Consider the following 24,421-nt stretch of genomic DNA (forward strand, 5'->3'; position numbering starts at 1 on the left):
TGCGCATTATAGGCACTGCAATTCTCACGTCAACGCCTTTTTTGCCTCTTTAGAAATTAGGCTTCTTTAATATGAGCATGCACGTATAGCCGAGGTGTCATCCACGGCGATCTCAAGCCGAGCAACGTGATACTTGCCGAGGATGGCCTACGCCTCTTCGATTACGGGCTAGGTCAGCCCATCGACGGAATTCTCAGAACGCTGCCGCGGTTGTCGCGCAACCGTTTCAAGGCGTGGACCACACGCTATGCCGCACCAGAGCTACTGGACGGCGCCGAGCCCTGCGCCGCCAGCGATGTCTACGCGCTTGCCTGCCTGCTGTTCGAACTTGCGAGTGGCCAGCACCCCTTTCGACGATTGAGCGCCAAGCAGGCCAAGACCGTGGCCCTCGACAAAGAGTTGCGGTGCCCTGCTACTTTCCCGACCCACGGGTGGCCAGCACTGCGCTCCGCACTGGCGTTCGATAGCGACAAGCGTACGACCAGCGTCGCCGACCTGCTGAACATTTTTCGTCGCCCCGCACCCAGCCGCCTGCAGCGCTGGTTCGGGCGTACCCATGGATGATATGAGAACAAGGAAGCGCTATGTTCAACGCGGCCAATGACACCCATTTCAGCCTCACTATCGAAGGTATCGAGCATGACCTGCAGGTGCTCGCCTTCACCGGTCGCGAGGCCATCAGCCAGCCCTTCCACTTCGACCTGGAGCTGGTCAGCGAGCGCCCTGATCTGGATCTCCAGAGCCTGCTGCATCAACCAGCTTTCCTGACGCTATCGCCGACCGGTAACGGTATTCATGGATTGATCTACCGCGTCGCCCAGCGCGAGTCGGGCAAGCGCCTGACACGCTACCAGCTGGCCATCGTCCCGCAGTTAGCCTATCTGGCGCATCGCACCGACCAACGCATCTTCCAACACCTGACCGTACCGCAGATCATTGCTCAGGTACTCGACAGTCACGGCATCCAAGCGGACGCCTATCGTTTTCAGCTCGGACCAGTGGTCTATCCGGAGCGTGATTACTGCACCCAGTACGACGAGACCGACCTGCACTTCATCCAGCGTCTGTGCGAAGAAGAAGGTATTCACTATCACTTCGAGCACAGCGAGCGAGGCCATGTGCTGGTGTTTGGCGACGACCAGACCAGCTTCCCCAAACTCGGCCAGCCCACCGCCTATCTGCAGGACAGTGGGCTAGTTGCTGACGAACCGGTGATCAAGCGCTTCGCCGTCCGCCTGGAAACCCGCACCAGTCGAGTCAGCCGTCGCGATTACGACTTCGAGCAGCCGCGTCTGGTCATGGGGGCCACCCACAACGGCCAGCCAGCCAACAGCGAAACCCCGTCAGAGCCGGACCTGGAAGACTATGACTACCCTGGTCGTTTCACCGATCGCGCAAGGGGCAAGCACCTGTCCCAACGCGCCCTGGAGCGACATCGCTCGGACTATCGCCTGGCGGAAGCCAGCAGCGACCAGCCCAGATTGATCAGCGGTCATCTGCTTGCGATTTCCGACCACCCGCGTCAGGAATGGAACGACCTCTGGTTGCTCACCGAGGTGAATCATGAGGGCAAGCAACCGCAGGTTCTGGAAGAGTCGGTAACCAATCCGTCAGCTCACATGGAGCACGCTGCCGGTGATTTTCGGCAGGGCTACCGCAACCGTTTTACCGCCACCCCGTGGAACGTTCCGTTTCGCCCACCCCTGCTCCATCCTAAACCGCGCGTGCTGGGTAACCAGACCGCCGTGGTCACCGGGCCCGCTGGCGAAGAGATCCACTGTGATGAATACGGGCGTATCAAAGTCCAGTTTTTCTGGGACCGTGTAGGACAGGCTGATGACAAGAGCAGCTGCTGGCTACGCGTGACTTCAAGCTGGGCGGGCGACCGCTACGGCGGCATCGCCATTCCTCGGGTCGGCATGGAAGTGTTGGTCACTTTTCTGGAAAGGGACCCGGATCAACCACTGGTCACCGGCTGCCTGTACCACAAGGAGCATCAGGTCCCCTACGACCTGCCAGCCAACAAGACCCGTAGCGTCTTCAAGACGCTCAGCTCACCCGGCGGTGGCGGCTACAACGAGCTGCGCATCGAAGACCGCAAGGGCGCCGAGCAGATCTACATCCATGCCCAGCGCGACTGGGACGAGAATATCGAGCACGACCAGAAGATCCGCGTCGGCCACGAACGCCACGACACGGTGGAAGCCAACAGCTACAGCGACCTCAAAGCTGAGGAACATCTCATCGTCGCCGGCGACCGCAAGGTGGAAGTCAAACCCGACGACCACCTCACCGTCGGCCAGACCCAGCACATCAAGCTCGGCACCGCCCAGCTGACCAAAGCCGGCCGCGAGATCCATCTCAAGGCTGGCCAGAAGATGGTCATCGAAGCCGGCATCGAACTGACCCTCAAGGCCGGCGGCAGCTTCATCAAGCTCGACCCAGGCAGCATCACCGTCTCCGGCCCGCTGGTACGAATCAACGCCGGCGGCGCGCCGGGCAAGGGCTCGGGGATCAAGATCAAATCACCGGTGTTGCCGGGAGTGGCCGATAGGGATAAGGCCGGGAGGCTGTTGGAGCAAGCGTCCGCCAGTCCGGTCAAGCCAAAACAGAAAGTCAAAAGAATGATGAATTTTTCAGGCTGAACCAAACGATGATTATCAACTTCAAGTACCGTCGCCCCTTTCACCACCCTGCACGCCAGGTCCTCCTGTTCGTCCTGTCCTGCGGGTATCTGGTTGGCTGCTCCGCGCTCGAACTCGAACCAATCACTTATCAGGAAGCCCTCACTCGGTATCAGGAAACAGGCGGTATCGAGAATTACCGCTGCGCACTGGTTCCAGCCGATGACCACTATCGGGCTATACGTGACGCCCTGCCAATTGCTGTTGAGATAGATGAAATGTTGTTCGTGAAAACTGCCGGTACCGTTCAACAACTGCAACAGACCGACATGTCTGAAACCCATACGGGTTACGCGGCTGATGGCATGACTGCCACCCTCACCATAGTCCGCCAGTTCAATTATTCGGAGTACAACGAGTCGGGCGACCGGCACGTTGACCTTGCCTTTGTATTACAAGGCAAAACAGCGATCCACAAGACCTTCGGAGCGGCCTGCGGCCTCTAAGCGCACGACTACAACCAAGGAATGAACATGACAGGACGTCGCTACAAAATTGTTGAAAGTGTCGGAAACCGCATCGAGGATGTGTTCCGCTACGAAGACCTCGCCAAACATCACCCTTCCTCAGGGCGTGAGCCAAACCGCGACTACGAGACCATAAATGGGCAGCTCGAAGAGGTGCGCTATGTCGGTGGCCGCACGCTCATCAAGAAGGATTTCGTGTTGCTTGTGGATGGCAGCAACCAATCCATCCCAGTCCCCAGCCCGTTGGCCGGCTACGCCAGGACCGACAGGTCTTACGGCACGCTGCAGATTTATGACTCCCCGAGCAACGGGCAGCTGCTCGGGCAGATCCTACATCTTCATCCGACATTCAAAGTCAACGATGGCGATGCGGTTACTTACGGCCAGCATGTTGGCCTACAAGCCGGAACTGACAGGGTAGGCGGGCAGCGCTACGCCATTCACGTTCATGCTGAACTCGAGGAAAGCGCCTTCAAGCGCTATATCGCGGACATAGTCGACGGCACCCTGCATCCTAATGACAAAACGCCAAAAACCGCGGTTAATGGCAGCGAAGACGCAGCCATAGGGGACTGGTGCTACCCGTGCAAACCATTAGCAGGCCATCCGTTACAACCACTGGCCGCCCTATGCAAGGCCCAGGCAGGGTTCTACCCCATCGGCGGGAACGGGCTGTGGCATGGCGGCATTCACTTCGACGAGGGCACATCCGGCGCCTTCGATCAGAGCCGCGTCAACTGCATCACCCATGGCGAAGTGATCGCTTATCGGATCGACGACGAATATCCACTCAGCACCTACGCCGGCAATTTGCCGCTCCAGATAAGAGCCCCGTTTTCCACGGGCTTCGTGCTGGTTAAACACACTCTTCAGGCCAAGGTCTCCAATACCGAGGATCACGCAAATCCGCCGGCGCTGACAATCTTCAGCCTGTACATGCACCTCAAGTGCTGGAAAGAATATCGCCAAGACGAGAAGCTGGAGCGACCATCGTTCTGGGCTTCTGGTGTGTATACCGTTAGTACCGGCAGCGGCGAACTCAACGTCAGAGCGGAAGCCCGGATGAACTCAGCTGTCGTGGGCAAGCTTAGTAAAGGCGCCCAGATCCGCGCATCGGGCGAAGGTGTGTTTCTCAAGCTCGAACAGGTGATTAGCGGCAACAACGAGCCGGCGCTGACGCCACAGGTAGATGGGTCTATGCCTGGCTATGTCTCTTCTTCCTTTCTGACGGCCCAATCGAAACCCCAGGCGCTGGACTCCGTGGTGCTTCTTGATCCACCCGTGCCCATCAAGACCGGTGGCCTGATCGGCCATTTAGGCAAGTACCAAAATCAGAGCCACAATTCACCTCATGAGCTACTGCATCTGGAAGTTTTCAGTTGTGAAGATGTGCCAGCGTTCATAAGTGAATGCCGCAAATGGGCGAAAAATCTGCCCGATGAGAAAAAATCCCTGCTCAAAATTCATGCAGGTGCCAGCAAGTTGATCCCTCACCGGGAGGACATCAATAGCGAAAACCCTCCGAATCAAAATGAAGAGGGAAGCGAGATCGGCGTCGACCTGATCCTGCCGCAAAGTCTCCTAGATGCGCTTCCAACCGAAGCCAAGATCAAGACTCCTACGAGTAACAAAACAACCGGCTACTCGCCCAAGACCATTTGGTGGCGACTCGATGACCTGCTAGCCGACAAGAATGGCCGACCCGTCAGTGGCTGGCTACTGGAACAGGACCTGATCACCACCCGTCACAGTCCCTGGGAATGGGAAGGCTTCGACTTCCTTGAGGATACTGATACCCCCAGTTCCGGGCTGGCCTATTACCTCAACTCGGCTCGCCGCCTGTCTGCCGACGAGAAGGCCCGCTACCAGGCCGCTATTGACCAGAGCGACAAAGGCCCTGTACGCAGCCGTCTCTACGACATCATTGACACCAACCGGGACGGCAAGATGACATCCGCAGAGATTCAGGCAGCTCTGGAAAAGCCTTGGCACGCTCAATCCATCTCGCAACTCATTACGCGGCATGAAAGTGAGTGGTTCTGGAATGCTACGCGTTGGGACGAGCTCGATGAGCTTATGGGGCACAGTCCGGATGACCCCAATCTGGATTGGGTTACGGAAAAACTAAGGATAAAGGCTTTATCTTGGTGGACGGTGCTAGCTGGCCAGCACGGAATTAATTCAGATGGTTTAGCTTGGCATTTTCACCCAATGGCATTGATCAATCCCGACCCCGCCGATCTCGGTGAACTAAGAGTTCGTGCATTTTTACGAATGGTACGAGTTGGAGAAGGAACCGAAGGGGATACTGGGTATGAAAAACTGTTTGGAGGCTCATCTTTTATAAGAGACTACGGCAAAACATTCTCTGATCACCCACAAATAAAAATCAAAAAAAGTGGCTACACATCTTCAGCCGCTGGCGCATATCAGGTTATGGGTTATACATGGACAGACAAATCCGTTATGAAATTCAGGAACAGGCTGAACATCCATGATTTCACCCCAGAGTCCCAAGATAAGTTTTGCGTAGCGTTACTAAAATTCAAAGTTAGAGGAGAAACTTTGGATTTAGTTATCGCCGGTAAAACTAGAGAAGCAATAGAGAACAGCAGCTGGGAGTGGGCTAGCCTTCCCCCAGGCCGGTATAGTCAGCCCATCGAGACCATGGATGACGCCATCGCCAACTATGATAAGTTTCTCGAAGAGGAATTAGAAGGCATCACAGACCTTCACCTCAAAAAAGGATTTCTAAAGGAATTTGGATACTAATGAGAACCTTGAGATTCACTGTATTTACCGTAGCTTTTTTTTCCGCAGCAAGTTGCTCTATGGCTTCATATCAAAGCTCTAACATTCAAATTCAATCGCCGAAGCCCATCAATTTTCAAGGAAGATGGTCCCCAGACTGCGACAAACTCAGTGGAATAAAAATAATCGATAACGAAAACATTATAATCGAGGTAAACTTAAATCAGATATACGTAAGTTCCGCCGGAGTTTTAAAGGGCGACACGTTAATTATTAATTTACAAGCTCCAGAGGACCTAGGAAGAGGTGGCATGATGTTAAACTGGGATGATTTCTCAAAGAAAATCCCCATTGCAAAGATGATGATGATCACTGAAAACATATCGAAAGTAGAATGGCTAGGCTTCTATGACGAGAGTTTGAAAGCTCGAACCTGGACCAATGAGGCGGACTTTCTTACAACGAAGAGTGACACTTTCGCCAAGTGCAACGACCACTAACCTAACATCAAACAAACAGGGTCCAATACTTACATGATTAGGCGATGGCAGCATTAACGCGATTATTGAAACCAATACTTAGCAGCATCAAGCGGACATCGGCACGCAGATCTTTAAATCTTGGCTTGTGCATCTCACCATTCCGGCTTTTTCTCAATCAGCCGCTTCACCAAGTCGACTCGATATCCACGCCCTACTGTATGCAAGAACGCCGGCGGCCATCCTCGTCGGGAAATGAATGAAACCGTGCGGGCAATGGGGCAGCAGGTGCACCTCGACAGCCGCCGAGGTATTCCACCGAGCAGCGATGTCGAGGGTGTCGTCTCGGAGTGGATCCAGTTCACCAGCAAACATGAGCGCGGGCGGCAATCCCTCAAATTCACCATACAGGGGCGACAAGGGCGGCTGCTTGCGTTGCTGGTCGGTCATGCCTGGCGTGAGCATGCGAAACGCTTCAACCATTCCCGGCCCATCCAGCACAAGCGTCTCAGGCGGTGCTGTGCGAACGCTGGCCGTTCCGGTCAAATCGTAGACGCCGTAATACAGAACTGTGCCCCGCACGCGTTTAAGCAAGTCAGGCCAGCGTTTCAGTGCGAGCAAGGTAGCAGCGGCAAGATGCCCGCCGGCCGACTCCCCCACGACGACTACGGGTAGATCCGCGAACTCTTCACAGCTATCGCTCAGTAGCCAACGCGCAGCAGATAGACAGTCTTCCATCAGACCCTCAACAGGCGTCGACACGGCCAGCCGATAATCGACCGAGACGACCGTAACGTTGCACGCATCGACGATGGCAATGTTCATGTCGTCATTCATCTGGGCATTGCCGATAACCCATCCGCCGCCGTGGAAGTCCAGCACCACGCCTTTGGATTTTCCTCTCGGCCTGATGATTCGTACGGACACGGGCGCGCCGGGCAAACCCACCACACGGCTTTCAGCCTCAAGCCCATGCTTACGCAACTTGTTCGCCCCGCCGATCTGGCTGGCCCGCAATAACGCCTGGATCACACGGGGCGTTATGCGATTGCGGATTCGAAAGCGCGGTAAGCGGACAAGCTTCCGGTTGAAGCGCAGCACTTGCTCGATGTCTTTCCTGGCCGGCCAGCGTTCATTGATATCCAACTTCATGCTCCGTTCTATGGATTACACGACCACACATATCGGCGGTTTCGCCAAGTCAGCGGGCGAGCGAGTGAGCCGTGATGACTGCTGAGAGTGTACCGATGGGTGTCAATCTGGTGGGCTGGAGCCCACCCTGCACTGCTGTACAAGAAGCGGTTTGCCTGATGATGCTTCGCTTGCCTCACGAATGAAATCAGCCCTCTTCTCCCTCGCTGAGGGAGCGCACGCTCCGCATGCCGAGCACCGCCACACTGCCCACTGTTGATCCGCTCCCAACGTTGTTCCCATACTCCCCCTTTGCCTTCAGCTAGAGGGATCCCATGTTCACCTTCAGCGAAACGCTGCAACGCCGCTTCGCCGCCTTGCATTCGACGGCCGACTTCTGGTCATTGCGCCATATACGCGAAACCACCGAGCGCTACTGGGTGCGCCGCAACGTGGCGCTGGCGCCGTCGTTCACCGACGATGCCGGCGCCATGCTCAGTGTGCGTATCGCCGGGGTGGAGGCCTATGCGGCGACCAGCGATCTCAGCCAGGCGGGATTGCAGGTGGCGCTCGACCAGGCCGAGCATCTTGTCCGCCAACTGGCCGGTCGCAACCTGCTGGATATGCAGGAGCTGCCCGTACCCCATGAGCAGGCCGATGACGTGATGCCGGGCTATGAGCAAAGCTTGGCCAGCCCAGCGCATTGGTACGAGCTACTTGCTGCGGAGTCTGCGCGGGTGCCGGCGGATGAGCGCATGGTGGACTGGTATGCGGGGCTGACTTTCACTGCAACCGAGCAGATCTACCTCAACAGCGTCGGTGCCCGTTTGCGGCGTGCCCAGCGTTACGTGTTCCCGCAACTGGGCGTGACCGCCAGCGATGGCGCGGACAGCCAGCACCGAAGCTTCGGCGGCATGCACCTGGCTCGTCAGGGCAGCTCCGAGGTGATCGATCACCTGGGGCTGGTCGGCACCGCCAGCCGTATCGCCGACGAGGCACTGCAACTGCTGCTGGCGCCCAATACGCCGAGCGGGCACCGAGACTTGCTGTTGACGCCGGACCAGATGATCCTGCAGATCCACGAATCCATCGGCCACCCGCTGGAGCTGGATCGCATCCTAGGCGACGAGCGCAACTTCGCCGGCACCAGCTTTATCCGCCAGGACGATTTCGGCAGCTATCAGTACGGCTCGCCACTGCTCAACGTCACCTTCGACCCGACGGTTTCCGGCGAGCTGGCCAGCTACCGCCATGACGACGACGGCACCCCGGCGCAGCGCGAATACCTGATCCGCGAGGGCGTGCTGCAGCGACCGCTCGGTGGGGCGCTGTCGCAGTGGCGCAGCGGCCTGGACGGTGTCGCCAACAGCCGCGCCTGCAGTTGGAACCGGCCGACGCTCGATCGCATGGCAAATCTCAATATCGAGCCGGGCACGAAAGCGCTGGACGAGCTGATCGGTAGCATCGAGCGCGGCATTCTGATGAGCAACAATCGCTCCTGGTCGATCGACGATGCGCGCAACAAGTTCCAGTTCGGCTGCGAGTGGGGCCAATTGATCGAGGACGGCGAACTGAAGACCGTGGTGAAGAACCCCAATTATCGCGGCATCTCCGAGCGGTTCTGGCGCAACCTCAAGGGACTCGGTGATGCCAGCACCTTCGAAATGCTGGGCACGCCTTATTGCGGCAAGGGCGAACCCAACCAGGTAATCCGCGTCGGCCATGCCACGCCGGCCTGCGTGTTCGCCGATATCGATGTATTTGGAGGGGCCGCCTGATGGACGCACGTCGACACTTCGAGGCGCTGCTCGGCCACCTTGAAAACCAGATGCAGGCTGGCGAAGGCTTCACGCTGGAATATCAGGCCGAGGCCTCGGACTTCATACGCTTCAATCATGCCCGCGTGCGCCAGGCCGGCAAGGTGCAGCAGGCATACGCCACCCTTGCGCTGTATCAAGGCGAGCGGCACGGAGAGTTCGAGCTGGCCCTGAGCGGAGTGTCCGAGGATGACCAGCTACGCCTCGACCAGTCCCTGCAAAGACTGCGTACGGTACTGCCGACGCTGGCCGATGACCCATACCTGCGCCTGAATCGTGAGGCGTGGCGCAGCGAAACGGCTGCTGGAGTGGCGACTCAGGACAGCGCCGCCGCCATCAGCCAAATCGTCGAAGCGTCGGCCGGACTGGATCTTGTCGGTTTCTATGCTGCTGGCCCCCAATACCAGGGCTTTGCCAGCTCCTGGGGCGCGTTCGGCTGGCATGCGGCGAGCAGCTTCAACTTCGAATTCAGCCTGTTCCATGAGAACGGTCAGGCGGTGAAGAGCAATTACGCCGGAGAACGCTGGGACGCTCAGGCCTTCGCCAGCAAACTCGCCTTCGCCCGTGAGCAACTCGAGCACCTGGGCAAGCCGGCCCACAAGCTGCAACCCGGTGCCTATCGCGCGTACCTGACGCCCGCGGCGCTGGAAGAATTGTTCGGTCTGTTCGCCTGGGGTTTTTCCGCCCAGGCGCTGGCCACCGGCGGCAGCCCCTTGCAGCGACTGTTCGCCGGCAGCGCAAGCCTCAGCAACAAGGTAACCCTGGAAGAGCGCATAGAGGGCGGCCTGGCACCGGCATTCACGCGTGAGGGGCCGCGCCAACCGTTGCGGCTGCTGAGCGCAGGGCAACCCGGCGAGCGCTTGGTCAGCTCACGCAGCGCCGCCGAATACGGGCTGCTCGCCAATGGTGCGGGAAGCGGTGAATACCCGCTGTCACTACGCATGTATGGTGGCGAACTGGACGAGCGCGAGATTCTCGGGCGCCTCGGTACCGGGCTGTATATAGGCAACCTGTGGTACGGCAACTTCTCCGACCTCCCGGCCGGGCGCCTGACCGGCATGACTCGCTTCGCTACCTTTTGGGTAGAGGATGGCCGTATCCAGGCGCCGATCAATACCATGCGCTTCGACGATTCACTGTTCGATTTCCTCGGCCCCAACCTTGAAGCCCTGACCCGCGAGCCGGAGTTGCTGCTGCCCAATAGCACCTATGGCGCCCGGCAAACCGGCTCAATGGCGCTGCCGGGTGCGTTGCTGTCGCGGTTTACCTTGACCTTGTAGGGCGACCTTGCCCGATAGCCCCAGCTCGGATTACCAAGCAACTCGAGCAGGTCGGTTCAGGATGGGGCAGGGTACGACGTCAGTTACTGGCGCGCTGCTTGGTCGAATCCAGCTCGGCCTTCTTGGCGGTGGTAACTTCGGTGACCCTTGCAGACTTCTCGATGGCGAAGTCGAACACGTCCTGCATCTTAGCGATGGCTTCTGTCGAAGTACCTTTCAAGCCGCCGTCAGCAGCCCAGTCGAAGTTCCAGACGCCAGACAGGCTGTCGGCTCCGGCGACATCATGGGTCTCTATAGCGGTGAAGACGTCCGGGTGACGCTGCAGATACTGGGCCGCAGCCGAGACATCTGCCGGGACCTGGCCCGATCCGTTCTCGGCCAGCTTCGCCAGCTCCTGCCCGGTGATGGCGGATTTGCCTTCCTGCCGCAGATAGTCGGCAATGATCTTGCTCGACTTGGCAATGTTCAATTTCTCGTCGAACAAAGAGGTGGAGGTGTTCTGAGGCGTCGTGCTGCCGCTGGTAGGGGTTACTGTCGACATCGGCTCGGCTTCCTGTGGAGGTTAGACACACCGCAATGACAAGTCATACGCCCCTGACCCTAGCACGCGGCCATTAGCCACTGTGCAGTCGCGCCACAGCATTTCGCAAAAGCTGGGAGATTTCACAGCGGTTCACAGCCACAGAAAATGGAACAGATTATCTGCTCGGCCAACCAGCCTAGAAAATAACCTATTCCCTTTCGCTTTGACCAAGTAGTGCAGTGACGACGGCAAGCCTTGCTGGTGCCAACCGATAACTAAGATCGGCGAATAGTCTCGCCGTTTTAGCGGCTTCCATCGCATCTCCTGAAAAACAGATCAGAGGGTGTAAACCCTATTCGGGTCGGGACACCCATCGAGGAAAACCTGATCCTTTTTCGAACTTGACTACGCCACCAGGCAGCGACAACAAAGCGATTACACCGTTCAGTCGAGCACCTAAACCATCTTGTGATCAGCTTCACAGATATATGTAAGCCATACGCCATAACCCGTTGAGCAACATTATCGGTTCCTAGAGGATGCCGTGCTCGAAGCGGCAAGCGCCCTTCGCAGTATCAAGCAGTAACTGATCAGGCGGTCTCAGACCATGGAGCGAAGAGTGAGTATTGCGAGCAGGAATTCAGCACCGTTGAACGCCGGTTTCAGGCATCTACGTTTGGCAAGTGTCATTCTACTTATCACGGCCAGTCCGACTTGGGCTAACGGGTTGACAGACCTCGGGCTGCTTGGAGACGAGACGTTTCTCAGTGCGGACGGTACGACTTTAGGAAGTATTTACCGACTCGGATCCGACGGGCAGTACTACAGCGGAATCTGGACAGCGAAGAACGGCTTTCAAACCATCAGCGTTGCGGGCGAACGGACGATACTCAGCAGCCTCAGCGCTGACGGTAATGTCGCAGCCGGGACTGTCCTTAGTGCCGGCGGACCTACTACCGCATTTCGCTGGACGCGTGAGCTAGGCATCCAAACGCTAGCAAGCTTGGGTGGCGCAGAGACGCTTGCGCATGACATCAGTGCCGACGGAAAAGTAATTGTAGGCGCCAGCAAACTGGCTAACGGCGATCAACATGCGGTTCGCTGGACAAACCAAGGGGTTGCTGACCTGGGTACACTCGCAGGCAGCACGCACTCTTACGCTCTAGCAACAAGCGCAGATGGCGCTGTCGTTGTGGGCGGCAGCGTGATGGGCAGCGGTACTCGCGCTTTTCGCTGGGCTGATGGCACCATGAGCGATCTGGGCACGCTGGGTGGGAGCTTCACAGTTGCTAAAGCGGTCAGTGCTTCAGGCAAAACCGTTGCTGGAGAATCCTATAACAGCCTTAGTCAGACGCGGACATTCGTCTGGACAACAGAAAGTGCCATGCGCGATATCGGAACCCTCGGCGGCTCGCGAACGTATTTTTCGAACCTCAGCTCCGATGGCACCACGATAGTGGGTGCGAGTGATACTGGAACTGCAAGCCATGCATACCGTTGGACGGCCACTTCTGGGATGAGCGATCTGGGAACGCTTGGTGATGGCGGCTCCTGGGCATTTGCCGTCAACGCTGACGGGAGCGTGGTGGTCGGTGAGTTCGATCTAGGCCAGCGAAACAGAGGGTTTCGCTGGACGCAAGCAACCGGCATGCAGACCATCGAGCAATGGCTGGACGCCAATGGCGTGGCTATCGACCCCGCTTCCTCGCAGGTCGCCTATGCAGAGGCCGTAAGCGATGACGGAAAGGTAGTCGCCGGTATCCTTCTGAACGACCACACCTTCATCGCGCGCGCTGGGGAGCCTGGCTCAGGTGGCTCAACGAGCGGGATGATCGACCTGCAGGAATTCAGCGCCAGCCTTGATGCGACTGCAGCCGCACCAGCTGCAGCGCTGGCCAATACCGATATGATCCTCAACGGAGCCCATGGCAGCCCGATGCGCAACCTGGTTCCCGAGGGCCGCTACAGCGTCTGGGCCGGCGGTGACTACGGCCAGCAGGATGATACCGATGCCGATCAAGGCTCTCTTGAAGTAGGCGTGGCGACCAATATCGGAAATGGCGTGCAACTGAACGTTGCGCTCGGACGCAGTTACGCCGAGAGCGAAACAGGGCTGGGTGGCGAGACGAAGCTACGCGGCACATACCTGATGCCCGAAGCCATTATCAAGCTGGGCACGCTTCCGCTCTATGCAACTGTTAGCGGCTTCTACTCATCAGGCGATGCCGACATTGACCGCGGATACCGCAACGCTGGCAACATCGTTCAGTCGCACGGCGAAACGGATATCACCATCGTCGGCGGCAAGCTGCGCCTCGATTGGCTTAATGCGTTTACAGTCGCGTCCACCGCATTTACGCCCTACACCAGCGTTGGTCACGTTGAAGTCAAATTCGATGGCTACACCGAAACAGGCGGCGGCTTCCCGGTTCGTTGGGACGACCGCACCGAGCGAACCACAACCGGCCGCGTCGGCATGGACGCCGTGCATACCTTCAACCCAACCGTCAGCTTGCTGGGACGGCTCGAAGGCGTGCATCGGTTTGACGATAAAAGCGACAGCGCAAGTGGCGAGCTGCTTGGCCTGTCGACGTTTGAACTTCCGGGCCAGGCCTATCGGCAAAACTGGGTTCGCGCTGCGGTCGGGGCAGAGGCGGCACTGGGTGGCGGCGTCGGCTCGGTCATGCTCAACGGCACCAGCGAAGGCGGCGATGCGGACTACTGGCTGGCACTGAACTACAAATGGTTGTTGTAAGCCGTTAGCCTTGAGTGATGAAAACGCCCGGTCTTTGATCGGGCGTTTTTGTTTTGGGGAAAATGGGGACTGGGGAAAATGGGGACAGATTTATTTCCCCGTGCAGGCCCGCGGCCTGCCTTGCCCTCTTCGCTCGATCCGCAGCCCGGCAATCCGCTCTACTTCGTCTACAAAGCGGCTACTGCCCGTCAGCTGGCCGCGCTGGAGACCCTCACGGATCAGGGATAGCTCCGCCTGCGATACTAATCCACGAACAAATGCCTGATATCGCTCGCTCCGCTGTTGTGCAGTGTTCCCTAAAGCCAAGTAGCAAGGATCGGTATCCAGCCATTCAGTCGACTGCCCGACGGTTACGTGACTGCTAAAGCTAGACCAGCGGTATTCGCTTGGGTCAACCACCATCCGTGCTCGGACGGGGTTCAGTTCGATATAACGAGAACAGGCAAGTAGATAAGTCTCAGTCTGTACGACGCTCGATTTGTAACGACTTTCCCAAAGCGTTCCAGACCGGCCTTCCAACCGATTTCTATACCGTGTGGCTCGGGCGGCGAGCGCTTTCGTCAACTGACCAAGCCCTGCTATCGAATCGCCTGGAGCCAGCAGCAAGTGAACATGGTTGGTCATCAAGCAGTAGGCGTAGACCTTGACGCCAAAGGCATCCTTCAGCTCACGCAGATCAGCCAGGTATCGCTGGTAATCTTCGTCAGCGGCAAACACAACCTGACGGTTGTGCCCACGCTGCACGACATGGTGCGGATAATTCGGCAAAACAAGACGGCCCATCCTGGGCATAGCGGCGCTCTCCATTCCTTGGAAAGACGTCATGCTAGCGGAGGCGCAAGAAGCGGTTTGCAGCGCATCTCACGAACGGGACTGGAAAATAATCTGTCCCCTTTTTGCTCTTGATGCGATGCATCGGGCGTTTGCTATTTCAAAGGCAGGTGTAGCCCTATTTCAAGACTGAACAACGGGTGCCTTGATTTACATCCTGCTCTTCTCGCGGACGTTCTGCTCGTGCTCAGCGCAGCTCATGAAGCCCTTCGACATGACGCGGTCGTTGACGTCGAACGCGACGTAGTAGGGTTGCTGCTTCCCTTCACGATTGAGCACGTAATCGTTACAGGTCCCGCGGTTGCCGGACAGCGTGTGCTCGGACGACGCGGGGCCTCCGAGTTCGATCGCGCGCTGCTTGGTCATGCCGTCCTTGATCTGGTCCACAAGCGGCTCGTTACGGTAGGTCACGTGATCAACGGGGTTTTCGACGTTGTAAGCACAACCAGAGAGCGCGGCTAGGGTCAACGCTGAGGCGATAATCGACTTGTACATGTGCAGCTTCCTTATGAGGTTTGCCCTCATATGGAGTCTGGCGCTGCGCCAAGGGTTCGATTCGGCATCAAACAAAAACATAAAAGGAAAGACAAAAGGGGCCGGAAGATAAATCTGTCCCCTTTTTAACGCACTTTTTAACGTGTCCCCTTTTTAACTGCTATTCAACCAAATAAACATCTAAGAAAAAACGCGGCCTGCCCCCTATTGGCTCTCTTACCTCACATATATAGCAATTTTTTTATAGTTAAAAATCCCTAGCAAAAATATACTAAAAAATATTCCACCTCCGATGTATAGGACGGCAACACGCTCGCTCAGTTCAAAAGTTATCTTTATTACACCCGCAATAATTAAACTCCAAAATGCAGACGTAGAGGCAAGCATTAACAAAACCATAAAAACTTCCTTAATTGATCGCCAGCGAGTTGAATTTCTATTCTTCATTTTTACTCTCAGTATATCTTTTGTAAAAATCTATTGATTTACCGCCAGCGTCCAACATAAAAAGTCCTTCGGTGGTATACATGGGTAGCTTTGCACCCGTGATAGGCAGAAGCGTTGGATTGTCAAGCTGGCGCTCCATGACACCAAATATTGAGTTCGGCCGACCCAGCCCATCCTTAACGCCCATAGCCAGAGGAACTTTCACTGTCGCACCAAATACAGAGGTTGCGATATCTACTCCCGAATACACTAACGAACCATATTGAGGAAAAACTCTCTCTGCCGCATATCGGCCGGGATTAAAGCCCTGACCACCTGCTCCGTTTAAATAACTCGCCAAACCACTCGCACCTTTGGAATAGGGGACAGACCACGATTTCGCGTCGATAACTAGCTACATAGAACGCTTCGGACGCCCCGCCCTCCCACGCACCGCTCGACGCCCTAGAGCCTGCTCGACCTCCGATGCAAACCGGGCGTTGCCCAAGGCATAGTTGCCATTGGTTGCTGACCGAATCTGATCAACCAAGCCAGGATCAAGCTGATACCTGAAGAGCTCACGGTAGGCACTAGCTCGTAGATCGTCCGTTTCACCAAGTTGGGTATAGAGCGGATTCGCCTCGATGATTGCTGAAGGTAACCCATGCGCGTTAGCGCCGTAGCTGGACCAACGATACTCGGCGGGATGCTCGACCATGCCGGCGCGTACAGGGTTCATCTCGATGTAGCGATAGCATGCAAGCACGTAATCCTCTTCTTGCAGCAAGCAAGACCTAAAACGCCCTTCCCACAGCGTACCGCTACGGTCATAGGTTCGATTGATGTATTGCACGAACCGCTGGCCCAAGCCCTTCATCATAAGGCTGGCGCTTTCAGGTTTTAATGGGGTGACTAGCAAATGAACATGATTGGTCATCAAGCACCAAGCATGAACAGCGCAGCCATGTAGCTCTGCCTGAAGCTTCAGGTTGTCCAGATAAAATAAATAATCTTCTTCAGCATAGAAACAAGCGCTGCGATTATTACCGCGCTGTATCAAATGCAACGGCACACCCGGCACCAAAAGCCTTGCTCGACGTGGCATAGGAAATCCTTTTCCCTTCAAGTTAACTGCTATTCAACCACGTCAGCACCTAAGAAAAACGTGGTCTGTCCCCTATTGTTACGGCTAGAACATCTGGATTATTTACCGTATTTTTCGTAGTGCAGCCTACGGCCTCCTTGAAGCCGCTGGGGAACTTCGGCGCTTGTCGAATCGAGTCATATACATTCTTGATCTCCGAGTCACTATACATGTTCCCCGGATTCAACTGGTGCTCCGGCGTCGTATAGTTCGTGTCACCTTGCTGTCCGTCTAGCTGACTCCCTCCTGTATGCGGGACAGTGATAATTGTCTTACCAGCATTGTAGCCACCGCTTGATGCATTGCCACCGGCCAGTGGATTGACTATCGGGCTTACTAGCGCTCTATCCTCGGGATCAAGCACATGGATTGGGAAAGCCGTACCGAGGACCAAAGGCCATAGCTCGACATATAAGCGCATTTGCAGTTCAAAGTCAGAACTGTCTTTTGCACCATCAATTATGGAACTCGCCGCTTTTGCTAAGGCGTAATAGGGGACAGACCACGATTTACCGAATATTAATTGTGGCCTGTCCCCTAATATTCTTTTTTCTCTAAATAAATAGCCCCGGCAGTGCCGAGGCTATTTATTATGCGGAATTAGAAAGAGAGATTATCCAAGTGTCTCTTTACTTTCGCAGTATCTTCAGGATGGCGTTGAAGATATTTTTCACAAGATAACCGAATGTATTCAGCGCAAACCTTTTCGCTCGCAACGACTGTGTCTTCATCCTTAGGGGGATTGCCATAAGCAAATTCAACCCCCTCAAAGTGCTCCTCATCAAACGGACTACTTTCATCGGGAAAGTTACAGTACGCCCCATCCGTACTGAACCCCCACCGTTTCACGATATAGCCGACCGCATCAATGAAGTAATCATCATTGTACATTCTGTCAAAATAGCCTTTAACGATCCAGTAAGGGTCTGACTCGCTGTATGGCTGTCCAAACAATTCTTTCACAAGCACCTCGCCTTTACTTCGGATGAAAGTCTCTCACCCTTCCTGCGGCTTTATCTAAATACACCCTAAAGGTGACGCCTCCGGCAACAGAGTCATATTGATTCAGCCCTTTAGATAAAGCGTCTTTATATCCACTGGCTGCGGCCTGCTGCCCTAAATCAAGCATTTTCTGATCGGTAAAAACTTTCGGATCATAGACAGTTTTAGCGAAGACCTTGTTTTTAAACCCATCAAGGTTCCCTGCCCGATCATATGCTGGTATTTGGTACCTGATTGTGGTAATCCCTCCAACTGAGGTTGGCGTTTCGCTGAGTACCTTCACGCCATTCGCAGTAGCAGCCTGATTGAAAAAATTCTGGTTATGTGTAAAAAGGGGACAGATTTATTAATCCCGGCCCAACCAGCCTAGAAAAATAAATCTGTCCCCTTTTCCTCTGTTAAAGCTAGACCAGCGGTATTCGCTTGGGTCAACCTCCATCCGTGCTCGGACGGGGTTCAGTTCGATATAACGAGAACAGGCAAGTAGATAAGTATCAGTCTGTACGACGCTCGATTTTTAGCGACTTTCCCAAAGCGTTCCAGACCGGCCTCCAAACCGATTTCTATGCCGTGTGGCTCGGGCGGAGAGCGCTTTCATCAACTGACCAAGCCCTGCTATCGAATCGCCTGGAGCCAGCAGCAAGTGAACATGGTTGATCATCAAGCAGTAGGCGTAGACCTTGACGCCAAAAGCATCCTTCAGCTCACGCAGATCAGCCAGGTATCGCTGGTANGCCAGCAGCAAGTGAACATGGTTGGTCATCAAGCAGTAGGCGTAGACCTTGACGCCAAAGGCATCCTTCAGCTCACGCAGATCAGCCAGGTATCGCTGGTAATCTTCGTCAGCGGCAAACACGACCTGACGGTTGTGCCCGCGCTGCACGACATGGTGCGGGTAATTTGGCAAAACAAGACGGCCCATCCTGGGCATAGCGGCGCTCTCCATCCTTGGGAAAGACGTCAGGTTAGCGGAGGCGAACAACAGCGGGCGCATCGCAACCATCCATGGTTAGGTAAAGCGGAGTCGGCGATGATGGCCGGTGTGCCACTACCGGACAACTACCTTCGATCCTGCGCGCGCGGAGAAACTGCCAACAAATGACATTCTCAGAATTAGCCAAAGCTCAGCAGGGAACTAGAGCGAGGCGTATNTCCTTGGAAAGACGTCATGCTAGCGGAGGCGCAAGAAGCGGTTTGCAGCGCATCTCACGAACGGGACTGGAAAATAATCTGTCCCCTTTTTGCTCTTGATGCGATGCATCGGGCGTTTGCTATTTCAAAGGCAGGTGTAGCCCTATTTCAAGACTGAACAACGGGTGCCTTGATTTACATCCTGCTCTTCTCGCGGACGTTCTGCTCGTGCTCAGCGCAGCTCATGAAGCCCTTCGACATGACGCGGTCGTTGACGTCGAACGCGACGTAGTAGGGTTGCTGCTTCCCTTCACGATTGAGCACGTAATCGTTACAGGTCCCGCGGTTGCCGGACAGCGTGTGCTCGGACGACGCGGGGCCTCCGAGTTCGATCGCGCGCTGCTTGGTCATGCCGTCCTTGATCTGGTCCACAAGCGGCTCGTTACGGTAGGTCACGTGATCAACGGGGTTTTCGACGTTGTAAGCACAACCAGAGAGCGCGGCTAGGGTCAACGCTGAGGCGATAATCGACTTGTACATGTGCAGCTTCCTTATGAGGTTTGCCCTCATATGGAGTCTGGCGCTGCACCAAGGGTTCGATTTGGCATCACACAAAAAGAAGGGGACAGATTTATTTATTCCGGCCCAACCAGCCTAGAAAATAAATCTGCCCCCTTTTTCTTGCTATTTATTCAGGCCTTCACCAACTTAGAAAATAAATCTGCCCCCCCTTTTTCGCTTGTGTCCGTATAATCAGGGTCAGTTCAATCTGTTCCCTTTTCTCCCCTTTTTTTCCGCCAATTCACTTTGGTGCTTTTTCTTTTAATGATTTCTTACGCAGCAGAATAAAAATTCTCAGGAGAGAGAGCGCCATTCCGCTCCCACCAAAAATCAAAGCCCAAAAGCGCCCTAAACTAACCTCGCTATCTGAAAACTTATGTGGATCGACCCCTACCAAAACCTGAACCCACGGAAACCAACCGGGCATCCACCAGACAGCAGCAAGTGAAACACCAAAGATGAAAAACATTCGACTTTGACCAATGCAACTATTAAAGTCGAATATGGCGCCATCACGAAATTCCCGCCCATTGAAATTCATCCCCGGCACTAATCCTCTTTTCATTCAAGGCTACCCTCGATAATTATAGGCAGCGCCCCGCTACTAAGCGATAAAGGGGACAGATTTATTTATCCCGGCCCAACCAGCCTAGAAAAATAAATCTGTCCCCTTTTCCTCTGTTAAAGCTAGACCAGCGGTATTCGCTTGGGTCAACCTCCATCCGTGCTCGGACGGGGTTCAGTTCGATATAACGAGAACAGGCAAGTAGATAAGTATCAGTCTGTACGACGCTCGATTTTTAGCGACTTTCCCAAAGCGTTCCAGACCGGCCTCCAAACCGATTTCTATGCCGTGTGGCTCGGGCGGAGAGCGCTTTCATCAACTGACCAAGCCCTGCTATCGAATCGCCTGGAGCCAGCAGCAAGTGAACATGGTTGATCATCAAGCAGTAGGCGTAGACCTTGACGCCAAAAGCATCCTTCAGCTCACGCAGATCAGCCAGGTATCGCTGGTAATCTTCGTCAACGGCAAACACGACCTGACGGTTGTGCCCGCGCTGCACGACATGGTGCGGGTAATTTGGCAAAACAAGACGGCCCATCCTGGGCATAGCGGCGCTCTCCATCCTTGGGAAAGACGTCAGGTTAGCGGAGGCGAACAACAGCGGGCGCATCGCAACCATCCATGGTTAGGTAAAGCGGAGTCGGCGATGATGGCCGGTGTGCCACTACCGGACAACTACCTTCGATCCTGCGCGCGCGGAGAAACTGCCAACAAATGACATTCTCAGAATTAGCCAAAGCTCAGCAGGGAACTAGAGCGAGGCGTATAACTCACGTGTGTGCGAATAGCAGGCGTAAAAAAGGCGCCCTAAGGCGCCTTTTCTTTACCAGCTATTCCAACATCAGTTCTTAGCTTTCTTCGCAGCGCGGTTACGCTCGCCTTCGTCGAGGATCTTCTTACGCAGACGGATCGACTTCGGTGTCACTTCGCAGAGCTCGTCGTCCTGGATGAATTCCAGTGCCTGCTCAAGGGTGAAGCGAACCGGCGGGACCAGGGCGATGGTTTCGTCCTTGCCCGAAGCGCGCATGTTGTCGAGCTTCTTGCCCTTGGTGGGGTTCACGCCCATGTCGTTGTCGCGGCTGTTCAGGCCGACGATCTGACCGTTGTAGATTTCCTGGCCGTGCTCGACGAACAGCTTGCCGCGCGCCTGTAGCGTTTCCAGGGAATAGGTCAGTGCCTTGCCGGTATCGATCGATACCAGTACGCCGTTCTGACGGCCGGACATCTGGCCGGACTTCATCACGTCGTAACGATCGAAGATGGAGGTCAGGATGCCTGCGCCGTTGGTGATGGTCAGGAACTGGTTACGGAAACCGATCAGGCCACGGGCCGGGATATTGTACTCAAGGCGCACACGGCCTTTGCCATCCGGAACCATGTTGCTCAGGTCGCCCTTACGCAGGCCCATCTCTTCCATGACTTTGCCCTGCGCTTCTTCAGGAATGTCGATGGTGACGTTCTCGTACGGCTCGTGCTTGACGCCGTCCACTTCGCGGATGATCACTTCCGGACGGCCCACGCCCATCTCGAAGCCTTCGCGGCGCATGTTCTCGATCAGTACCGACAGGTGCAGTTCACCGCGACCGGAGACCTTGAACTTGTCTGCCGAGTCGCCTTCTTCAACACGCAGAGCCACGTTGTACAGCAGCTCCTTGTCCAGACGGTCCTTGATGTTACGGCTGGTGACGAACTTGCCTTCCTTGCCGCAGAAAGGTGAATCGTTGACCTGGAAGGTCATCGAAACGGTCGGCTCATCGACGGTCAGCGGTTTCATGGCTTCGACGTTGTTCTGATCGCATAGGGTGTCGGAGATGAACAGCTCATCCATACCGCTGATGCAGACGATGTCGCCGGCAGTGGCTTCTTCGACGTCGACACGGTGCAGACCGTGGTGACCCATCAGCTTGAGGATACGGCCGTTACGCTTCTTGCCATGCATGTCGATTGCAGTGACCGGAGTGTTCGGCTTGACGCGACCACGGGCGATACGGCCAACGCCGATAATGCCGAGGAAGCTGTTGTAGTCCAGGGCAGAGATCTGCATCTGGAACGGGCCGTCGATATCGACCTTCGGTGCCGGCACGTGGTCGACGATCGCCTGGTACAGCGGGGTCATGTCTTCGGCCATGTCGGTGTGATCCAAACCGGCGATGCCGTTCAGGGCTGAGGCGTAGACGACCTGGAAGTCCAGCTGCTCTTCGGTCGCGCCAAGGTTGTCGAACAGGTCAAAGATCTGGTCCAGAACCCAGTCAGGACGCGCGCCCGGACGGTCGACCTTGTTGATCACCACGATCGGACGCAAGCCGGCTTCGAACGCCTTTTTGGTCACGAAGCGGGTTTGCGGCATCGGGCCGTCTTGAGCATCGACCAGCAGCAGCACGGAATCGACCATCGACATCACGCGCTCTACTTCACCGCCGAAGTCGGCGTGGCCGGGGGTGTCGACGATGTTGATGCGGTAATCGTTCCAGCGAATGGCAGTGTTCTTGGCCAGGATGGTGATCCCGCGCTCTTTTTCCTGGTCGTTGGAATCCATCACGCGCTCGTCGTTGAGCTCGCCGCGCTCCAGGGTGCCGGACTGACGCAGGAGCTTGTCGACCAGGGTGGTTTTGCCATGGTCAACGTGAGCAATGATGGCGATGTTGCGAAGATTATCGATCACAGTAGTGGTCTCGTAGTTGGGTCGGGCTGCTTAGCAAATGCATCGAGCGGCCCAACGCGAAAAATCGGGTGAAAGGGGGGCAGATCGCTAGCGACGTGTCGCGGCAGTTAGCCGCGAAGCGGGTCGGGAGGGCGGTGGCGGATACTGCCGCCCAGCAGGCCGGGCTGTTTAGCTCGGACGATAAACGCGCACATTGACATGCCCCTCGCTCAGCAAATGATGAGCATGCAGGCGGCTCATGACACCTTTATCGCAATACAGCAGGTACTGGCGATTGTCGTCCAATTCCTTGAAGCGGTTGTTCAGTGCATAGAACGGCAGTGTTTGCACTTCGATGCCCTGCAGTTGCAGAGGTTCGTCTTCGCTAAGGTCAGGATGACGAATGTCGATCACCACCTGGCCGGCACTGGCCTCAGCAACCTCCTCGACCTGAAGATCCTGACCCAACTCGTCGATGACCCTGTCGATCGCAACCTGCCGAGCATTGGCCAGTGCGCGCTCGAGGATAGCCATGTCGAACTGCTTTTCTTCGTGCTCGACCCGATAGCGCTTGGCTTTGGTCGTCGGGTTCACCGAAATGACACCGCAATACTCCGGCATGTTCTTGGCGAACTCGGCCGTGCCGATCTCGAATGCCGTATCGATGATGTCCTGCTTGTGGCTGGCAATTAGCGGACGCAGCACCAGCATATCGGTGGCTGAGTCGATCACAGACAGATTCGGCAGCGTCTGGCTTGAAACCTGTGAAATGGCCTCACCGGTAACCAGCGCGTCGATATGCAAACGCTCAGCGATCTGGGTCGAGACGCGCAGCATCATGCGTTTTAGCACGACGCCCATCTGGCTGTTATCGACCTTTTCCAGGATCTCGCCGACGACTTCCTCAAAGGGCACGCTGATGAACAGCACGCGATGGGAGCTGCCGTACTTCTTCCATAAATAGTGGGCAACTTCCATCACGCCCAGCTCATGTGCACGGCCACCCAGATTGAAGAAGCAGAAGTGAGTCATCAGGCCGCGGCGCATCATCTGATAAGCAGCTACGGTAGAATCGAACCCCCCAGACATCAGCACCAGGGTCTGCTCGAGCGCGCCAAGGGGGTATCCACCGATTCCGTCGTGCTGTGCGTGCACGACGAACAGGCGCTGATCGCGGATTTCCATCCGCACTTCTATTTCTGGCGCTTTCAGCGAGATACCCGCGGCGCCGCACTGAACACGAAGCTCGCTGCCGACATGGCGCTCGACATCCATCGAGCTGAACGAGTGCTTACCGGCGCGCTTGCAACGCACGGCGAAGATTTTGCCCTTCAGCCGATCGGCGTAGTGGGCCTTGCACTTGGCGAAGATGTCATCCAGATCGCCTAGCGGATATTCGTGCACTTCCAGGCAATGGGCGATGCCGGGCGTGCAGCGCAGGCGCTCGATCATCTGATGCAATGTCTTCGCGTCACTGAGCGTGGTTTCCACCTCGACGTTGTCCCACACCCCCTCCACCCGCAGTTCGGGATCGAGGTCGCGCAGCACGGTACGGATGTTCTTCGCCAGTTGACGAATGAAGCCCTTGCGTACCGGTGGGCTCTTTATGGTGATTTCGGGGAAAACCTTGACGATCAGTTTCATGAAAACAGCGCGGCGCCAACCTGGCGTGAAAAGAGGGGGGCGGAGTATATCGGAAATTGATCAAGCTTTAGTCAGTTTTATCTGTGAGACGGAG

At 55.9% G+C, this 24,421-nt stretch carries 19 protein-coding genes and 2 pseudogenes; 7 read left to right on the top strand and 14 right to left on the bottom strand.

Going from position 1 to position 24,421, the window contains the following annotated elements; genetic code table 11:
• Positions 1-75: 75 nt before the first annotated feature.
• The 4 genes and pseudogenes from EA797_RS19885 to EA797_RS19900 form a co-directional block, all read left to right on the top strand.
• Positions 76-564: pseudogene (locus EA797_RS19885) on the top strand (protein kinase domain-containing protein); the annotation flags it as partial.
• 20 nt (positions 565-584) lie between these two features.
• Complete coding sequence (locus EA797_RS19890; RefSeq protein ID WP_122168443.1) at positions 585-2,645, top strand: type VI secretion system Vgr family protein; 2,061 nt, start codon at positions 585-587, stop codon at positions 2,643-2,645.
• A gap of 8 nt (positions 2,646-2,653) precedes the next feature.
• Positions 2,654-3,130: a hypothetical protein gene (locus EA797_RS19895; RefSeq protein WP_122168445.1), complete on the top strand. Its 477-nt coding sequence runs from the start codon at positions 2,654-2,656 to the stop codon at positions 3,128-3,130.
• Between the two features lie 27 nt (positions 3,131-3,157).
• A complete protein-coding gene (locus tag EA797_RS19900) occupies positions 3,158-5,923 on the top strand; it encodes a glycoside hydrolase family 104 protein (protein ID WP_244214172.1) in 2,766 nt (921 codons plus the stop codon).
• A 632-nt stretch (positions 5,924-6,555) separates the two neighbouring features.
• On the opposite strand, the gene EA797_RS19910 is transcribed toward EA797_RS19900, so the two are convergent.
• Positions 6,556-7,527, bottom strand: a complete 972-nt coding sequence (locus tag EA797_RS19910) for an alpha/beta hydrolase (RefSeq protein ID WP_167468836.1) — start codon at positions 7,525-7,527, stop codon at positions 6,556-6,558.
• 320 nt (positions 7,528-7,847) lie between these two features.
• Here EA797_RS19910 and EA797_RS19915 point away from each other — a divergent pair, with 320 nt between their 5' ends.
• Together EA797_RS19915 and EA797_RS19920 are read left to right on the top strand one after the other, a co-directional pair.
• Entirely contained in the window at positions 7,848-9,290 is a 1,443-nt protein-coding gene (locus EA797_RS19915; protein WP_122168450.1) for a TldD/PmbA family protein, read from the top strand.
• A complete protein-coding gene (locus tag EA797_RS19920; RefSeq protein WP_122168452.1) occupies positions 9,290-10,609 on the top strand; it encodes a TldD/PmbA family protein in 1,320 nt (439 codons plus the stop codon). The genes EA797_RS19915 and EA797_RS19920 overlap by 1 nt, the downstream gene beginning before the upstream one ends.
• Before the next feature lie 79 nt (positions 10,610-10,688).
• Here EA797_RS19920 and EA797_RS19925 read toward each other — a convergent pair whose 3' ends face one another.
• A complete protein-coding gene (locus EA797_RS19925; protein WP_122168454.1) occupies positions 10,689-11,150 on the bottom strand; it encodes a hypothetical protein in 462 nt (153 codons plus the stop codon).
• Between the two features lie 589 nt (positions 11,151-11,739).
• Here EA797_RS19925 and EA797_RS22190 point away from each other — a divergent pair.
• On the top strand, positions 11,740-13,887 hold the full coding sequence (locus tag EA797_RS22190) for an autotransporter domain-containing protein (RefSeq protein ID WP_122168456.1): 2,148 nt from the start codon (positions 11,740-11,742) through the stop codon (positions 13,885-13,887).
• 90 nt (positions 13,888-13,977) lie between these two features.
• Here the strand turns inward: EA797_RS22190 and EA797_RS19935 are convergent, their stop codons facing one another.
• The 12 genes and pseudogenes from EA797_RS19935 to thiI all read right to left on the bottom strand — a co-directional run bounded on the left by EA797_RS19935 (position 13,978) and on the right by thiI (position 24,327).
• Positions 13,978-14,679: a transposase gene (locus EA797_RS19935; RefSeq protein ID WP_122168458.1), complete on the bottom strand. Its 702-nt coding sequence runs from the start codon at positions 14,677-14,679 to the stop codon at positions 13,978-13,980.
• 189 nt (positions 14,680-14,868) lie between these two features.
• Positions 14,869-15,213, bottom strand: a complete 345-nt coding sequence (gene osmE, locus EA797_RS19940; RefSeq protein ID WP_122168460.1) for an osmotically-inducible lipoprotein OsmE — start codon at positions 15,211-15,213, stop codon at positions 14,869-14,871.
• Positions 15,214-15,649: 436 nt separating this feature from the next.
• On the bottom strand, positions 15,650-16,000 hold the full coding sequence (locus tag EA797_RS21720) for a hypothetical protein (protein WP_147456826.1): 351 nt from the start codon (positions 15,998-16,000) through the stop codon (positions 15,650-15,652).
• Between the two features lie 54 nt (positions 16,001-16,054).
• A complete protein-coding gene (locus tag EA797_RS19950; RefSeq protein WP_122168464.1) occupies positions 16,055-16,744 on the bottom strand; it encodes a transposase in 690 nt (229 codons plus the stop codon).
• A gap of 639 nt (positions 16,745-17,383) precedes the next feature.
• A complete protein-coding gene (gene cdiI / locus EA797_RS19955) occupies positions 17,384-17,746 on the bottom strand; it encodes a ribonuclease toxin immunity protein CdiI (protein ID WP_122168631.1) in 363 nt (120 codons plus the stop codon).
• A gap of 13 nt (positions 17,747-17,759) precedes the next feature.
• Positions 17,760-18,128, bottom strand: coding sequence for a CdiA family toxin C-terminal domain-containing protein (locus EA797_RS19960; protein ID WP_122168466.1), 369 nt, complete (start codon positions 18,126-18,128; stop codon positions 17,760-17,762).
• A gap of 174 nt (positions 18,129-18,302) precedes the next feature.
• Entirely contained in the window at positions 18,303-18,716 is a 414-nt protein-coding gene (locus EA797_RS22195) for a transposase (protein ID WP_425275593.1), read from the bottom strand.
• A 395-nt stretch (positions 18,717-19,111) separates the two neighbouring features.
• Positions 19,112-19,456: an osmotically-inducible lipoprotein OsmE gene (gene osmE / locus EA797_RS19970; protein ID WP_122168460.1), complete on the bottom strand. Its 345-nt coding sequence runs from the start codon at positions 19,454-19,456 to the stop codon at positions 19,112-19,114.
• A gap of 262 nt (positions 19,457-19,718) precedes the next feature.
• Entirely contained in the window at positions 19,719-20,042 is a 324-nt protein-coding gene (locus tag EA797_RS21725) for a hypothetical protein (protein WP_147456827.1), read from the bottom strand.
• Positions 20,043-20,109: 67 nt separating this feature from the next.
• Positions 20,110-20,589 (bottom strand): annotated as a pseudogene (locus EA797_RS19975) (transposase); the annotation flags it as partial.
• A gap of 294 nt (positions 20,590-20,883) precedes the next feature.
• The gene (typA, locus tag EA797_RS19980) at positions 20,884-22,704 is read right to left on the bottom strand and encodes a translational GTPase TypA (protein ID WP_122168468.1); all 1,821 of its coding nucleotides are present in this window, start codon (positions 22,702-22,704) and stop codon (positions 20,884-20,886) included.
• Between the two features lie 168 nt (positions 22,705-22,872).
• Positions 22,873-24,327: a tRNA uracil 4-sulfurtransferase ThiI gene (gene thiI / locus EA797_RS19985; protein ID WP_122168469.1), complete on the bottom strand. Its 1,455-nt coding sequence runs from the start codon at positions 24,325-24,327 to the stop codon at positions 22,873-22,875.
• Between the last annotated feature and the right edge of the window lie 94 nt (positions 24,328-24,421).

The organism is Stutzerimonas zhaodongensis, from assembly GCF_003696365.1.
GTDB lineage: Bacteria > Pseudomonadota > Gammaproteobacteria > Pseudomonadales > Pseudomonadaceae > Stutzerimonas > Stutzerimonas zhaodongensis.

Coding starts and splice junctions, on each gene's coding strand:
- EA797_RS19890 (WP_122168443.1), top strand. CDS start 585: ATGTTCAACGCGGCCAATGACACCCATTTCAGCCTCACTATCGAAGGT.
- EA797_RS19895 (WP_122168445.1), top strand. CDS start 2,654: ATGATTATCAACTTCAAGTACCGTCGCCCCTTTCACCACCCTGCACGC.
- EA797_RS19900 (WP_244214172.1), top strand. CDS start 3,158: ATGACAGGACGTCGCTACAAAATTGTTGAAAGTGTCGGAAACCGCATC.
- EA797_RS19915 (WP_122168450.1), top strand. CDS start 7,848: ATGTTCACCTTCAGCGAAACGCTGCAACGCCGCTTCGCCGCCTTGCAT.
- EA797_RS19920 (WP_122168452.1), top strand. CDS start 9,290: ATGGACGCACGTCGACACTTCGAGGCGCTGCTCGGCCACCTTGAAAAC.
- EA797_RS19925 (WP_122168454.1), bottom strand. CDS start 11,150: ATGTCGACAGTAACCCCTACCAGCGGCAGCACGACGCCTCAGAACACC.
- EA797_RS22190 (WP_122168456.1), top strand. CDS start 11,740: ATGGAGCGAAGAGTGAGTATTGCGAGCAGGAATTCAGCACCGTTGAAC.
- EA797_RS19935 (WP_122168458.1), bottom strand. CDS start 14,679: ATGCCCAGGATGGGCCGTCTTGTTTTGCCGAATTATCCGCACCATGTC.
- osmE (WP_122168460.1), bottom strand. CDS start 15,213: ATGTACAAGTCGATTATCGCCTCAGCGTTGACCCTAGCCGCGCTCTCT.
- EA797_RS19950 (WP_122168464.1), bottom strand. CDS start 16,744: ATGCCACGTCGAGCAAGGCTTTTGGTGCCGGGTGTGCCGTTGCATTTG.
- osmE (WP_122168460.1), bottom strand. CDS start 19,456: ATGTACAAGTCGATTATCGCCTCAGCGTTGACCCTAGCCGCGCTCTCT.
- EA797_RS21725 (WP_147456827.1), bottom strand. CDS start 20,042: ATGAAAAGAGGATTAGTGCCGGGGATGAATTTCAATGGGCGGGAATTT.
- thiI (WP_122168469.1), bottom strand. CDS start 24,327: ATGAAACTGATCGTCAAGGTTTTCCCCGAAATCACCATAAAGAGCCCA.